Source organism: Salmonella sp. NW722 (assembly GCF_051702785.1).
Taxonomy (GTDB): domain Bacteria; phylum Pseudomonadota; class Gammaproteobacteria; order Enterobacterales; family Enterobacteriaceae; genus Salmonella; species Salmonella enterica.
Window position 1 is genome coordinate 21,292 of record NZ_JAMMIN010000014.1, and the last position, 13,748, is coordinate 35,039.

14 protein-coding genes are annotated in these 13,748 nt (G+C 51.8%); all 14 read right to left on the reverse strand.

Annotation, left to right across the window (positions count from 1 at the left end):
* Window positions 1–117 precede the first annotated feature (117 nt).
* Window positions 118–1,488, reverse strand: a complete 1,371-nt coding sequence (gene glmU, locus NA330_RS22425) for a bifunctional UDP-N-acetylglucosamine diphosphorylase/glucosamine-1-phosphate N-acetyltransferase GlmU (RefSeq protein ID WP_023242097.1) — start codon at window positions 1,486–1,488, stop codon at window positions 118–120.
* A 319-nt stretch (window positions 1,489–1,807) separates the two neighbouring features.
* Complete coding sequence (locus NA330_RS22430) at window positions 1,808–2,506, reverse strand: Bax inhibitor-1/YccA family protein (RefSeq protein ID WP_000009900.1); 699 nt, start codon at window positions 2,504–2,506, stop codon at window positions 1,808–1,810.
* 229 nt (window positions 2,507–2,735) lie between these two features.
* On the reverse strand, window positions 2,736–3,155 hold the full coding sequence (locus NA330_RS22435) for a F0F1 ATP synthase subunit epsilon (protein WP_001251971.1): 420 nt from the start codon (window positions 3,153–3,155) through the stop codon (window positions 2,736–2,738).
* A gap of 20 nt (window positions 3,156–3,175) precedes the next feature.
* Window positions 3,176–4,558, reverse strand: coding sequence for a F0F1 ATP synthase subunit beta (gene atpD / locus NA330_RS22440; RefSeq protein ID WP_000190499.1), 1,383 nt, complete (start codon window positions 4,556–4,558; stop codon window positions 3,176–3,178).
* A 26-nt stretch (window positions 4,559–4,584) separates the two neighbouring features.
* Entirely contained in the window at window positions 4,585–5,448 is an 864-nt protein-coding gene (gene atpG, locus NA330_RS22445) for a F0F1 ATP synthase subunit gamma (protein WP_000896506.1), read from the reverse strand.
* Between the two features lie 50 nt (window positions 5,449–5,498).
* Window positions 5,499–7,040: a F0F1 ATP synthase subunit alpha gene (gene atpA, locus NA330_RS22450; protein WP_001176751.1), complete on the reverse strand. Its 1,542-nt coding sequence runs from the start codon at window positions 7,038–7,040 to the stop codon at window positions 5,499–5,501.
* 12 nt (window positions 7,041–7,052) lie between these two features.
* Entirely contained in the window at window positions 7,053–7,586 is a 534-nt protein-coding gene (atpH, locus tag NA330_RS22455; protein WP_001288957.1) for a F0F1 ATP synthase subunit delta, read from the reverse strand.
* Window positions 7,587–7,600: 14 nt separating this feature from the next.
* Window positions 7,601–8,071: a F0F1 ATP synthase subunit B gene (gene atpF, locus NA330_RS22460; RefSeq protein WP_001052212.1), complete on the reverse strand. Its 471-nt coding sequence runs from the start codon at window positions 8,069–8,071 to the stop codon at window positions 7,601–7,603.
* Between the two features lie 59 nt (window positions 8,072–8,130).
* Complete coding sequence (gene atpE / locus NA330_RS22465) at window positions 8,131–8,370, reverse strand: F0F1 ATP synthase subunit C (RefSeq protein WP_000429386.1); 240 nt, start codon at window positions 8,368–8,370, stop codon at window positions 8,131–8,133.
* A gap of 46 nt (window positions 8,371–8,416) precedes the next feature.
* Window positions 8,417–9,232, reverse strand: a complete 816-nt coding sequence (gene atpB, locus NA330_RS22470; protein ID WP_000135632.1) for a F0F1 ATP synthase subunit A — start codon at window positions 9,230–9,232, stop codon at window positions 8,417–8,419.
* Window positions 9,233–9,240: 8 nt separating this feature from the next.
* Entirely contained in the window at window positions 9,241–9,621 is a 381-nt protein-coding gene (gene atpI / locus NA330_RS22475) for a F0F1 ATP synthase subunit I (protein ID WP_000116685.1), read from the reverse strand.
* Window positions 9,622–10,236: 615 nt separating this feature from the next.
* Window positions 10,237–10,860, reverse strand: a complete 624-nt coding sequence (gene rsmG, locus NA330_RS22480) for a 16S rRNA (guanine(527)-N(7))-methyltransferase RsmG (RefSeq protein ID WP_001519938.1) — start codon at window positions 10,858–10,860, stop codon at window positions 10,237–10,239.
* A gap of 102 nt (window positions 10,861–10,962) precedes the next feature.
* Window positions 10,963–12,852, reverse strand: a complete 1,890-nt coding sequence (mnmG, locus tag NA330_RS22485) for a tRNA uridine-5-carboxymethylaminomethyl(34) synthesis enzyme MnmG (protein WP_001651089.1) — start codon at window positions 12,850–12,852, stop codon at window positions 10,963–10,965.
* A 378-nt stretch (window positions 12,853–13,230) separates the two neighbouring features.
* The gene (gene mioC / locus NA330_RS22490) at window positions 13,231–13,674 is read right to left on the reverse strand and encodes an FMN-binding protein MioC (RefSeq protein ID WP_000763722.1); all 444 of its coding nucleotides are present in this window, start codon (window positions 13,672–13,674) and stop codon (window positions 13,231–13,233) included.
* Window positions 13,675–13,748 lie beyond the last annotated feature (74 nt).

The following is a 13,748-nucleotide window of genomic DNA, read 5'->3' on the forward strand; positions in this document are numbered from 1 at the left end:
CCGAGCCTTGTAGAGAGTGGGGTTATTTTTATAAGTACTGCTCATGGAGCGGAGGATTATTTTATCCTCTCATCTCCGGTCTGCCGGATGGCGCTGACGCTTACCCGGCCTACAAAATCACTTTTTCTTCACCGGACGCTGCCAGCCTTGCTTATGCACCTGCGGCACGCGGCTTAATACCAGTTCATTGTCAGCTACGTTACGGGTGACGGTAGTCCCTGCGGCGATGGTGGCCCCTTTACCAACAGTAACCGGCGCCACCAGTTGGGTATCGGAGCCGACAAACACATCGTCGCCAATAACCGTTTTGAATTTGTTCGCGCCATCATAGTTACAGGTGATGGTCCCCGCGCCGATATTCACGTTGTCGCCAATTTCCGCATCGCCCAGGTAGGTCAGATGGCCGGCTTTAGAACCTTTACCGAGACGCACTTTTTTCATTTCAACGAAATTGCCGACGTGAGCGCCCGCTAACAGCTCCGCGCCGGGACGCAGGCGAGCAAACGGGCCGATGGTGCAGGCCGCTTCCAGATGCGCATCTTCCACCACGCTGTATGGGCTAATTTCGCAGTCATCGCCAATAACGCTGTTTTTAATAATGCAGCCCGCGCCGATCTTCACGCGGTGACCGAGCGTTACATAACCTTCGATGATAACGTTAGCGTCAATTTCGACATCCATTCCACAATGAAGGGTGCCGCGGAGATCAAAACGTGCCGGATCGCGCAACATAACGCCGGATAACAGCAGTTTCTCCGCCTGTTCGGCCTGGTAAATACGCTCCAGACGAGAAAGCTGTAGACGGTTATTCACGCCGTCCGTTTCGCTGATGCGAGCCGGATGCACCGCGGCGATTTCCCGTCCTTCCTGATAAGCCAGCGCGATGATATCAGTGATGTAATATTCACCCTGTGCATTATTGTTAGTCAGCTTAGACAACCAGCGTTTCAGGTCCGCGCCGTTGGCGATCAGAATACCGGTGTTAATTTCCTGGATCTGACGCTGTTCATCAGTGGCGTCTTTATGTTCAACGATGCCGGTCACTTTACCGTTTTCACGCGTAATACGGCCATAGCCGCTCGGATCGTCCAGCTTCACGGTTAATAACCCAATACCACCCTGCGGTTTGGCATCGCGCAGGCGCTGTAAGGTTTCAACCGAAATCAGCGGCACGTCGCCGTAAAGCATTAAAATATCTTCATCGTCGCTAAAGAAGGGCGCGGCCTGCTGCATTGCGTGACCTGTTCCCAACTGTTCCGCCTGAAGCACCCAGTTTAGCTTGTCATCTTTCAGGGTCTGTTTTAACAACTCGCCACCGTGGCCATAGACCAGATGAACCTGTGCGGCCCCTAATTTAGTAGCTGCATCAATGACATGCTGCACCATGGGTTTACCCGCCAGCGTGTGCAGCACTTTAGGAATATCGGAATACATGCGCGTGCCTTTACCTGCGGCAAGGATCACTACGCTCATAGCACTATTTAACATACGCGTCCTGACTGTAATTTGAGAACGAATTTATACTGTTTCACGTTGAAAATACTACATTTTTTTCATCGTAAAATGGAAGAAGGATAAAACGCTCACCGGGATAAAATCCCCGCCTGCTAATGAATCATTTTCGTTCATTACCGCGCCTCTTGTCTCCTGAAAAGTAAAAACACCCGCGTATTGGCAACGTAGTCCGATGTTTTTGCTTTTTTTTTACTCCATAAATAAAGAAGATAACGTAATAAAGCGCAGGGGAGTCAGAAAAGCAAAAACCAGCGACAGAGGCCGCTGGTTTTCCGTTGCGCGTATTTTTTACTTAATTACGCGACATAAAAATCCGCAAAATATACCAGAACATGGTCGCGATAGAAGCGAACAGATGTAATGCCGCGCCAGCAGGGCGATCGGTAGGGTAATGGTGAATAATGTTAGAAGTATCGTAAAGTATAAACCCGGCGCACAGCAGTACCATTAGCGCAGAAAACCAGACGCCCAGCGAGAAACCGCAGATGACGCTGGCAATAATCGCGCCAAAAGCAATGAACCCAGCCATAGTCAGAAACGAGCGCAGAAAAGAAAAGTCTTTTTTTATGGAAAAAGCGGTAAACGTCAGACCGCCAACCAGCAACAGAGTCGTTATTGCCGCCGCGCCAATGCTCGACGGGTTAATATACGCCGCCACCGTTAACAGGGGGGCAAAAATCAGGGATTCTGCCAACACATAAATCCCCAGCCCGATAAGTTGCGTTTGATTATTCCCCGCATTATCCGCCAGACGGGTCGCCAGCATTCCCACCAGCATAAAAGCGCCGAGAACAACCAACCAGCTATATCTTCCACCAGCCAGCAGCACATCAAGCGCATACTCCCCGACCCCTATAAAACTCCACGCCGCGCTCAATACGATAAAACCGACGATGGCGCCGGCGAGATGAAGATAAGCGCGACGGATAAAGGTAGTACGATCAATCCTTGAGTCGGGTTGTGGACCCGCAAAGGATGGCTGAAATGACATAGTAATAATCCCTCATTTTATGCAATAAAAACGCATCCATTCCTTCCTTCTTCGCACAATGTGCAGATGCCAATGACAGAAAGAAGGATTTAATGAAAACAGCGCTGTCGCTGAAAACGCGTCGCCTTCAGCCGCTTGTTTTTGTCGTTGCTAGTTTATCGAATAAAAATTGAGAGGATAAAAAAAAACCAGTCCGCAATCAGACTGGTTTTATGCTTTCAAGCCGGTGTTACATCGCTTTTTTGGTCAACTCGATAACGCGCAGTTTAGCGATCGCTTTGGCCAGTTCCGCAGACGCCTGAGCGTAATCCACGTCACCGTGCGAGCTCTTAATGTGCTCTTCGGCTTTACGCTTCGCTTCCAGGGCTCGCGCTTCGTCGAGATCCTGACCGCGAATCGCGGTATCCGCCAGAACGGTCACGCTGCCAGGCTGCACTTCCAGAATGCCGCCGGATAGATAGATAAACTCTTCATGACCGTGCTGCTTAACGATGCGAATCATACCAGGCTTAATGGCGGTGAGTAGCGGCGCGTGCCCCGGGTAAATCCCCAGTTCGCCTTCGCTACCCGTAACCTGGATTTTCTCGACCAGACCGGAGAACATTTGTTGCTCCGCGCTGACGACATCCAGGTGGTAAGTCATTGCCATATCACCCTCCGATTAAGGCGTTAAAGTTTTTTGGCTTTTTCCACGGCTTCGTCGATGGAACCGACCATGTAGAACGCCTGCTCCGGCAGGTGATCGTATTCGCCTTCCATGATGCCTTTAAAGCCACGGATGGTGTCTTTCAGGGAGACGTATTTGCCCGGAGAACCGGTAAATACTTCCGCCACGAAGAACGGCTGGGACAGGAAGCGCTGAATTTTACGCGCGCGTGCTACCACCAGTTTATCTTCTTCAGACAGTTCATCCATACCGAGGATGGCGATGATGTCTTTCAGTTCCTGATAACGCTGCAGGATGGACTGAACGCCACGCGCGGTGTCGTAGTGTTCCTGACCAACAACCAGCGGATCCAGCTGACGGCTGGTGGAGTCCAGCGGGTCAACGGCCGGGTAGATACCCAGGGATGCGATCTGACGGCTCAGTACCACGGTTGCATCTAAGTGCGCAAAGGTGGTGGCTGGAGACGGGTCAGTCAAGTCATCCGCCGGTACGTATACCGCCTGTACGGAGGTGATAGAACCGGTTTTGGTGGAGGTGATACGTTCCTGCAGAACGCCCATCTCTTCCGCCAGAGTCGGCTGGTAACCTACTGCGGAAGGCATACGGCCCAGCAGTGCGGATACTTCCGTACCGGCCAGGGTGTAACGATAGATGTTATCGACGAACAGCAGTACGTCACGACCTTCGTCACGGAATTTCTCCGCCATGGTCAGACCGGTCAATGCAACGCGCAGACGGTTTCCCGGCGGCTCGTTCATCTGGCCATACACCAGGGATACTTTATCGATAACGTTGGAGTCGGTCATTTCGTGGTAGAAGTCGTTACCCTCACGAGTACGTTCCCCTACGCCCGCAAACACAGAGTAACCGGAGTGCTCGATCGCGATGTTACGAATAAGCTCCATCATGTTTACGGTTTTACCTACACCCGCACCACCGAACAGACCGACTTTACCGCCCTTCGCGAACGGACACATCAGGTCGATAACTTTGATACCGGTTTCCAGCAGTTCCTGAGAGTTTGACAACTCTTCGTAGGAAGGTGCTGCGCGGTGAATCGCCCAACGCTCTTCTTCGCCGATCTCGCCTTTCATGTCGACCGGTTCGCCCAGGACGTTCATGATACGACCCAGCGTGGCTTTACCTACCGGGACTTCGATCGGGTGTTCGAGATCTTTTACATCCAGACCGCGACGCAGACCGTCAGAAGACCCCATCGCGATGGTACGCACGATACCGCCGCCAAGCTGCTGCTGAACTTCCAGCACCAGCTTCTCATTACCATTCTGCACCTCAAGGGCATCGTACACGCGTGGTACGGCATCCTGAGGGAACTCGACGTCGACCACGGCGCCGATTACCTGGACAATCTTTCCAGTAGCCATCTTAAATCCTCTACGAAATAACCTGGTTAAACCGCGGCGGCCCCCGAGACGATCTCGGTGAGTTCCTGAGTAATGCTGGCCTGACGAGCTTTGTTGTATACCAACTGCAGCTCTTTAATCAGGCTGCCGCCATTATCGGTTGCGGCTTTCATCGCCACCATTCGGGCGGCCTGCTCGCTGGCCAGGTTTTCTACCACGCCCTGATAAACCTGAGACTCCACATAACGACGCAGGAGAGTATCCAGCAGCGCTTTCGGGTCGGGTTCATACAGGTAATCCCAGGCTTTACGCTTCAGATCATCATCTTCTGACGCCGGCAGCGGCAGCAGTTGAGTGATCGTCGGCACCTGAGACATGGTGTTAATAAATTTGTTGCTGACAATGTAAAGCTTGTCCAGACGGCCTTCGTCGTAGGCCTGCAACATCACTTTAACCGGACCGATCAGTTCGGACAGAGAAGGGTTATCCCCCATACCTGTCACCTGAGCGACAACGTTGCCGCCTACGGAATTAAAGAATGACACGCCCTTAGAGCCGATCATTGCGAGTTCGCACTGAACGCCTTTATCGGACCATGCCTTCATATCCGCCAGCAGCTTTTTGAACAGGTTAATGTTCAAGCCACCGCACAAACCACGGTCGGTCGACACTACCAGGTAGCCCACGCGTTTAACGTCGCGCTCTTCCAGGTAGGGGTGCTTATATTCCAGATTACCGTTCGCAAGGTGACCAATCACTTTGCGCATGGTCTCTGCATAAGGACGGCTGGCCGCCATGCGATCCTGCGATTTACGCATTTTGGAAGCGGCGACCATCTCCATCGCTTTAGTGATCTTCTGCGTGTTCTGGACGCTTGCGATCTTACTACGTATCTCTTTTGCGCCGGCCATGAGCTTCTCCTCAATGCCTTACGGCCTGCCCTAAGGCAAGCCGCCAGACGTTACCAGGACTGGGTTGCTTTGAAGGAATCGAGGATGCCTTTCAGCTTGCCTTCGATTTCGTCGTTATAGCCACCGGACTGGTTGATCTCTTGCATCAGCGGAGCGTGATCACGGTCGACGTAAGCCAGCAGTGCGGCTTCGAAGCTACCGATTTTCGCCAGTTCGACATCCGCCAGATAACCACGTTCTGCTGCGAACAGAACCAGAGACTGCTGCGCGACGGACATCGGCGCATACTGTTTCTGTTTCAGCAGTTCGGTCACTTTCTGACCGTGGTCAAGCTGTTTACGGGTGGCATCGTCAAGGTCGGATGCAAACTGAGAGAACGCCGCCAGTTCACGATACTGCGCCAGCGCGGTACGAATACCACCGGACAGTTTTTTCATGATCTTGGTCTGGGCTGCGCCACCTACACGGGATACCGAGATACCCGGGTTAACCGCAGGACGAATACCGGCGTTAAACAGGTTAGATTCCAGGAAGATCTGACCATCGGTAATGGAAATTACGTTGGTCGGAACGAACGCGGAAACGTCACCTGCCTGCGTTTCGATAATCGGCAGCGCGGTCAGAGAGCCGGTTTTCCCTTTAACTTCACCTTTGGTGAAGGCTTCGACGTAGTCGGCGTTAACACGCGCAGCACGCTCCAGCAGACGAGAGTGGAGGTAGAATACGTCGCCCGGGAATGCTTCACGTCCTGGCGGACGACGGAGCAGCAGGGAGATCTGACGGTAAGCAACAGCCTGTTTAGACAGGTCATCGTAAATGATCAGCGCATCTTCGCCGCGGTCGCGGAAGTATTCGCCCATTGCGCAACCGGCATACGGCGCCAGATATTGCAGCGCAGCGGATTCGGACGCGGTAGCCACCACAACAATGGTGTTAGCCAGCGCGCCGTGTTCTTCCAGTTTACGCACCACGTTAGAGATGGTGGACGCTTTCTGGCCGATAGCGACATAGATACATTTGATGCCGGAGTCGCGCTGGTTGATGATGGCATCGATAGCCAGTGCGGTTTTACCGGTCTGACGGTCACCGATGATCAGTTCACGCTGACCACGACCGATTGGGATCATGGAGTCAACGGCTTTATAGCCGGTCTGCACCGGCTGATCGACAGACTGACGATCGATAACGCCCGGCGCAATCGCTTCAACGGCAGAGAAGCCGTCATTATCAACCGGACCTTTACCGTCAATTGGCGCACCCAGGGTGTTCACCACACGTCCCAGCAGGCCGCGGCCAACCGGAACTTCCAGGATACGACCCGTACATTTAACCTTCATGCCTTCGGCAAGGTCAGCGTATGGACCCATGACTACCGCCCCCACGGAGTCGCGCTCCAGGTTCAGTGCGATAGCGTAACGGTTACCCGGCAGGGAGATCATTTCACCCTGCATACAATCGGCCAGGCCGTGAATGCGGATAACACCGTCACTGACAGAAACAATAGTACCTTCGTTGTGAGCTTCGCTCACCACATTGAACTGAGCAATGCGCTGCTTGATCAGTTCGCTGATTTCGGTGGAATTCAGTTGCATGCTCCAGTCCCCTTAAGACTGCAAGACGTCTGCAAGGCGCTCAAGACGGCCGCGTACGCTGCCATCAATGACCATATCACCCGCCCGGATGATAACGCCTGCCATTACAGACTTATCGATTTTGCAATTCAGCTTCACTTTGCGTGACAGACGTTTTTCCATCGCGGCGCTGATTTTCGAAAGCTGCTCTTCACTCAATGCGGTTGCCGACGTAACTTCTACCTCGGAGGTAGCTTCACTGGCTGCACGCAGATGAATAAACTGCTCCAGAACATCCGGGAGCGCGTTCAGACGATTATTTTCAGCCATCACCCGAATCAGGTTCTGACCGTTTTCGTCTAACTGCTCACCGCAGACTGCGATAAACGACTCAGCGAGCGTTTCCGGCGCCAGCGCGCCAGAGAGAAGCTCTGCCATTTGTTCGTTCTTGGTTACCTCGGCGGCAAACGCCAGCATATCCTGCCAGCGCTCTACACTTTGGTGTTCAACGGCAAAGTCAAAAGCTGCTTTGGCGTAGGGGCGAGCTACCGTAACAAATTCAGACATCAGCCCCTCCCTCCTTACAGTTCAGCGACAAGTTTATCCACGATGTCGCTGTTAGCAGCTTCATCCACGGAACGTTCGATGATCTTCTCGGCGCCAGCAACAGCCAGGATAGCAACTTGCTTACGCAGCTCTTCACGGGCGCGTTTACGCTCGGCTTCAATTTCCGCCTGCGCCTGCGCCACGATTTTAGTACGTTCCTGCTCTGCTTCAGTTTTGGCTTCGTCCAGGATCTGAGCGCGGCGTTTATTTGCCTGCTCAATGATTACCTGAGCTTCCGCTTTCGCTTTTTTCAGCTGGTCGGTCGCGCTGGCCTTTGCAAGGTCAAGATCCTTATGTGCTCGTTCAGCAGAAGCGAGACCGTCAGCAATTTCTTTCTGACGTTTCTCGATGGCTGCCATTAACGGCGGCCATACGTACTTCATGCAAAACCAGACAAAGAGAATAAACGCGATGGCCTGGCCGAGGATTGTTGCGTTAAGATTCACAGCACAATGCCTCTATCTAGTTAACCTTCTGATATTGCTCTTAATTCAAGCAACGCTTACTACGCGACAGCGAACATCACGTACAGACCCAGACCTACAGCGATCATCGGGATAGCATCCACCAGACCCATAACGATAAAGAACTGAGTACGCAGCAGAGGAATCAGATCAGGTTGACGCGCCGCGCCTTCCAGGAATTTACCCCCGAGGATGCCGATACCGATCGCAGCACCGATTGCCGCCAGACCCATCATCACAGCGGCAGCCATGTACAGCAGATCCATATTCAGGTTTTCCATGACAGTCTCCAGTTTGTTTCAGTTAAAACGTAGTAGTGTTGGTAAATTAATGCTCTTCGGACGCCATCGACAGATAGACAATCGTCAGAACCATGAAAATGAAGGCTTGCAGCGTAATAATCAGGATGTGGAAAATGGCCCACGGCACATTCAGAATCCACTGTGACCACCACGGCAACAGACCAGCAATCAGAATGAAAATCAGCTCACCGGCATACATGTTGCCGAACAGTCGCAGACCGAGAGAAACCGGTTTGGACAGCAGACTTACCCCTTCAAGGATTAAGTTGACAGGAATGAACGCCCAGTGATTGAACGGCTGCAGCGTCAACTCTTTAGCGAAGCCGCCGATGCCTTTCATTTTGATGCTGTAGAACAGAATAAGGATGAATACGCCCAGCGCCATCGACAGGGTGATGTTGACGTCAGCAGACGGCACCACGCGCGTTGCCGGCAGACCCAGCCAATGCTCAGCGATATATGGCAGCAGGTCGATAGGCAGTAAGTCCATCAGGTTCATAAGGAATACCCAGACGAAAATCGTCAGGGCCAGCGGCGCAATCAGCTTGCTTTTGCCATGGTACATGTCTTTGACGCTGCCATGCACAAAGCCGACTATCAGCTCAATCGCGGTCTGAAACTTGCCTGGCACGCCGCTGGTCGCTTTTTTAGCAACGCTACGGAACATCACCAGAAACAACAGACCCAGCACCACCGAGAAGAACATGGAGTCAATATTGAGCGTCCAGAAGGTGGCTGGGGGGTTCTGCGGATCCACCAGCGAGAAAGTACGCAGGTCCAGCTGAAGGTTATTCAGATGGTGTCCTATGTATTCCTGCGGCGTCATATTTTCTGAAGCCATGATGCCTTTTACCCTTTGTTGTTAATTACAGCCGGCGCCAGTATCTGAACCACCAGCACCAAAACCCACGTAACGATCAGCGGCAAAAACACCGCCTTTAAAACCGCCAACGCCACCACCAGTAAAACCAGCATCGCTAACACCTTGAAGGCTTCACCGAAGGCGAAAGTCCAGGACACGCGGCCCTTAGCAGGTGTATGCGCCTGGTGACGCCAGGCAAATATCATAAACAACATATTAGGCAGTGCCACTGCCAATCCCCCACATACTGCGGAGATGCCCCAGAAGGGGTCTTTGAGGCAAAACAGCAATCCACTTGCTATTACCGCCAGAAACTGAATGAACAGAAGCTTACGAGCAACGTTTCGACTCACGAGCGACACAGACATCACGTTTTTACTCCTGCTCACTTCGAGGTATGCCGCGTGTCGTATAAAACGTTCTTTAAGACTTAGAGTCAAGCATCAAAAAGCGGTCAAATTATACGGTGCGCACCCGTGATTTCAAACAATAAGTAGCCAAAAGGTGAATAAATGTTTAAATATTTTTCTCTGGCCCGCATTTTTAACTTTTAGCCAAAGTGTGAACGATCGTACAAAACTGCAAATAGCGCGAAAACACTGGCGATAAAGCGTGCACCAGATCACACATTAAACATATTCATGCTTACGCAATTCATTTACGTGTCAATTCATGCCTTTTCATCTTTTTGATATTTAAGCGTAAAACCAGGTACTGTTTTAAAAATACCAGCTTACACCTTAAAAACGCCCCATTGACATTTATAATAAAAATTTAACAAGCAAAAGTGATTTTTCGATTCGATTTTTAGCAGACTGATATTTACAAAGTTGATTACTCTCTGTTTTAACAAAAGAAGCGACGTTGTCATGTTGAAACGAAACCGTAAATCCAGAGTTAAATGTAACAACGCTTAAATGCGTTATACCTGTCGATTTTTAACACAAGCCGCGTCGTTTTTTTTCTATTTTTTTTGATAAAAATTAAACTTTGTTTGACTTAATAATCACCAGATGCCGCTCGCCTTCCAGTTGCGGAACGCGTAATTTTTCAACAGATTCGACGCTAAAATTGTCAGGTAGTGAGGCAATTTCATCCCCTGGCAATTGCCCTTTTAAGGCATAAAAACGCCCTTTCTCTCCCGGCAGATGGTGACACCAGCTCACCATATCATTCAACGATGCGAAAGCGCGGCTGATAACGCCATCAAACGGCGGTTCGGAGGGATAGGCTTCAACGCGGCTTTGAACCGGCGTGATGTTTTCCAGTTTCAGTTCGTGCTGGACCTGACGCAGAAAACGTACCCGCTTGCCCAGGCTGTCGAGTAAGGTGAAATGCGCGTCAGGGAGAACAATAGCCAGCGGGATGCCCGGCAGCCCCGGTCCTGTTCCTACGTCGATAAAACGCTGTCCCTGAAGATACGGCGCAACGACTATGCTGTCGAGAATATGGCGTACCAACATTTCGTTGGGATCCCGCACTGACGTCAGGTTGTATGCTTTGTTCCATTTGTGCAGCATATCAACGTAGGCGACCAGCAGCGTTTTCTGGTGATCGGTAAGAGAAATACCGGCATCAGCCAGCAGACGAGAGAGTTTGTTGAGCACGGTCATTACCTGTTAATAATCAAATGCCCGATGCGCTTTCGCTTATCGGGCCTACAAATTTGTAGGGCGGGCAAGCGAAGCGCCCCCGCCAAATTAGTGTTATCAAGCGCTACGACGCAGCATACCTTGTTTTTTCAGCCATACCAGCAGAATGGAGATTGCCGCTGGCGTAACGCCGGAGATACGCGATGCCTGGCCGATAGACGCCGGTTTATGATCGTTCAGCTTGGCGATAACTTCGTTCGACAGACCGGAAACCTGACGATAATCCAGCGTGGCAGGTAGCAACGTATTCTCGTTACGTAGTTGTTTTTCAATCTCATCCTGCTGGCGAGCGATATAGCCTTCGTATTTGACCTGGATTTCCACCTGCTCAGCGGCTTGCTCATCTTCAAGCGCAGGCGCGAATGCGGCAAGCGAAGTGAGCTGCGCGTAGGTCATTTCCGGACGACGCAACAGATCTTCGCCGCTGGCCTCACGGGAGAGAGGCGTGGTCAAATGCGCATTCACTTCATCGGCGGATTCCGCAGACGGCGTTACCCATGTCGATTTCAGCCGCTGACGTTCTCGTTCGATATTTTCCAGCTTCTCGTTGAATCGCGCCCAGCGTTCATCATCCACCAGACCCAGCTCGCGGCCCATTTCGGTCAGACGCAGATCGGCGTTGTCCTCACGCAGCATCAGGCGATATTCGGCGCGGGAGGTAAACATGCGATACGGCTCTTTGGTGCCCAGCGTACAGAGATCGTCCACCAGCACGCCGAGATAAGCCTGAGAACGCGCAGGCGACCAGCCCTCTTTGTCGGCGGAAAGACGCGCGGCATTCAGACCAGCGAGCAAGCCCTGCGCCGCAGCCTCTTCATAGCCGGTAGTACCGTTGATTTGACCAGCAAAGAACAGGCCGTGAATAAATTTACTTTCCAGAGTCGGTTTCAGATCGCGCGGGTCGAAGAAATCGTACTCAATCGCGTAACCAGGACGAACGATCTTCGCGTTCTCCATGCCCTGCATGGAACGGACAATCTGCATCTGCACGTCAAACGGCAGGCTGGTGGAGATACCGTTAGGGTAAATCTCGTTAGAGGTCAGTCCTTCCGGCTCAAGGAAGATCTGATGCTGGTTACGATCGGCAAAACGCATCACCTTGTCTTCGATCGAAGGACAGTAGCGTGGGCCGATCCCTTCGATCACGCCAGCGTACATTGGGCTACGATCGAGGTTATTACGAATCACGTCATGGGTTTTCTCATTGGTATGCGTGATGTAACACGGCACCTGTTGCGGATGCTGAGAAGCATTCCCCATAAACGAGAAAACCGGCATCGGGTTATCGCCATGCTGTTGAGCCAACACGCTGAAATCGATAGTACGCGCATCAATACGCGGCGGTGTGCCGGTTTTCAGGCGACTGACGCGTAGCGGAAGCTCACGCAGACGGCGAGACAGCGGGATGGATGGCGGATCGCCAGCACGACCGCCGCTGTAGTTATCCAGACCAATATGAATTTTGCCGTCCAGGAAGGTCCCGACGGTCAGTACCACCGCTTTCGCGCGGAATTTGAGCCCCATTTGGGTCACGGCGCCGACAACGCGATCGTTTTCGACAATCAGATCTTCAACCGCTTGCTGGAAGATCATCAGATTCGGCTGATTCTCCAGCGCGGTACGCACCGCCTGGCGGTATAAGACTCGATCCGCCTGAGCCCGGGTAGCGCGAACGGCCGGACCTTTGCTGGCGTTTAGTATCCTAAACTGAATACCTGCCTGATCGATCGCTTTCGCCATCAAACCGCCGAGCGCATCCACCTCTTTTACCAGATGTCCCTTTCCAATACCGCCGATCGCCGGGTTGCAGCTCATCTGTCCCAACGTGTCAATATTGTGTGTCAAAAGCAGAGTCTGTTGACCCATACGCGCTGCGGCCATCGCGGCCTCAGTGCCTGCATGACCCCCGCCAATAATAATGACGTCAAAAGGATCCTGATAAAACATGGTAATTGCCTCGCATAACGCGGTGTGAAAATGGATTGAAGCCCGGGCGGTGGATTCTACTCAACTTTAGCCGATGGAGAAAGCCCCGGGATCCGGGCTATTAAAAAGAAGATCTTTTTATTTAGAGATCTGTTCTATTGTGATCTCTTATTAGGATCGCACCAGGCTGTGGATAACCCGGATCCTGTAATAAAGATCAATGCGTTGGAAAGGATCATTAGCTGTGAATGATCGGTGATCGTGGTCCGTATAAGCTGGGATCAAAACGGGTACTTATACACAACTCAAAAAGTGAACAACGGTTATTCTTTGGATAACTACCGTTTGATCCAAGCTTTCCACCAGATTTATCCACAATGGATCGCACGATCTTTACACTTATTTGAGTAAATTAATCCAGGATCCGAGCCAAATCTCCGCTGGATCTTCCGGAATCTCATGTTCAAGGATGTTGATCTTCAGTGTTTCCCCAACCTGTTTTGCGCCAGCGCCTTTCAGTTCCGCTTCTATTTTCTCAATCGCGCCGCAAAACGTGTCGTATTCTCGACTACCAATGCCAATTGCGCCGAAACGTACCGCGGAAAGATCGGGTTTCTGCGTCTGAAGGTCTTCATAGAAAGGGGTCAGGTTGTCCGGAATGTCTCCGGCGCCGTGCGTTGAGCTGATTATCAGCCAGATCCCGGAAGTTGACAGATCCTCTAATAACGGACCGTGCACCGTTTCGGTTGAAAAACCGGCAGCTTCCAGCTTTTCCGCCAGATGTTCCGCGACGTATTCGGCGCCGCCCAGGGTGCTGCCGCTGATAAGAGTAATGTCTGCCATTGATCGCTCGCTCAGGTAAAGAGGCTGCATTGTACTCTGTGAACGAGCTGGGATCTACCTGTGGAAAAATGTGG

What these genes read in the sequence shown, in the direction of transcription:
- glmU (WP_023242097.1), bottom strand. Translation starts at nt 1,488, where the DNA reads ATGTTAAATAGTGCTATGAGCGTAGTGATCCTTGCCGCAGGTAAAGGC.
- NA330_RS22430 (WP_000009900.1), bottom strand. Translation starts at nt 2,506, where the DNA reads ATGTCATTTCAGCCATCCTTTGCGGGTCCACAACCCGACTCAAGGATT.
- NA330_RS22435 (WP_001251971.1), bottom strand. Translation starts at nt 3,155, where the DNA reads ATGGCAATGACTTACCACCTGGATGTCGTCAGCGCGGAGCAACAAATG.
- atpD (WP_000190499.1), bottom strand. Translation starts at nt 4,558, where the DNA reads ATGGCTACTGGAAAGATTGTCCAGGTAATCGGCGCCGTGGTCGACGTC.
- atpG (WP_000896506.1), bottom strand. Translation starts at nt 5,448, where the DNA reads ATGGCCGGCGCAAAAGAGATACGTAGTAAGATCGCAAGCGTCCAGAAC.
- atpA (WP_001176751.1), bottom strand. Translation starts at nt 7,040, where the DNA reads ATGCAACTGAATTCCACCGAAATCAGCGAACTGATCAAGCAGCGCATT.
- atpH (WP_001288957.1), bottom strand. Translation starts at nt 7,586, where the DNA reads ATGTCTGAATTTGTTACGGTAGCTCGCCCCTACGCCAAAGCAGCTTTT.
- atpE (WP_000429386.1), bottom strand. Translation starts at nt 8,370, where the DNA reads ATGGAAAACCTGAATATGGATCTGCTGTACATGGCTGCCGCTGTGATG.
- atpB (WP_000135632.1), bottom strand. Translation starts at nt 9,232, where the DNA reads ATGGCTTCAGAAAATATGACGCCGCAGGAATACATAGGACACCATCTG.
- atpI (WP_000116685.1), bottom strand. Translation starts at nt 9,621, where the DNA reads ATGTCTGTGTCGCTCGTGAGTCGAAACGTTGCTCGTAAGCTTCTGTTC.
- mnmG (WP_001651089.1), bottom strand. Translation starts at nt 12,852, where the DNA reads ATGTTTTATCAGGATCCTTTTGACGTCATTATTATTGGCGGGGGTCAT.
- mioC (WP_000763722.1), bottom strand. Translation starts at nt 13,674, where the DNA reads ATGGCAGACATTACTCTTATCAGCGGCAGCACCCTGGGCGGCGCCGAA.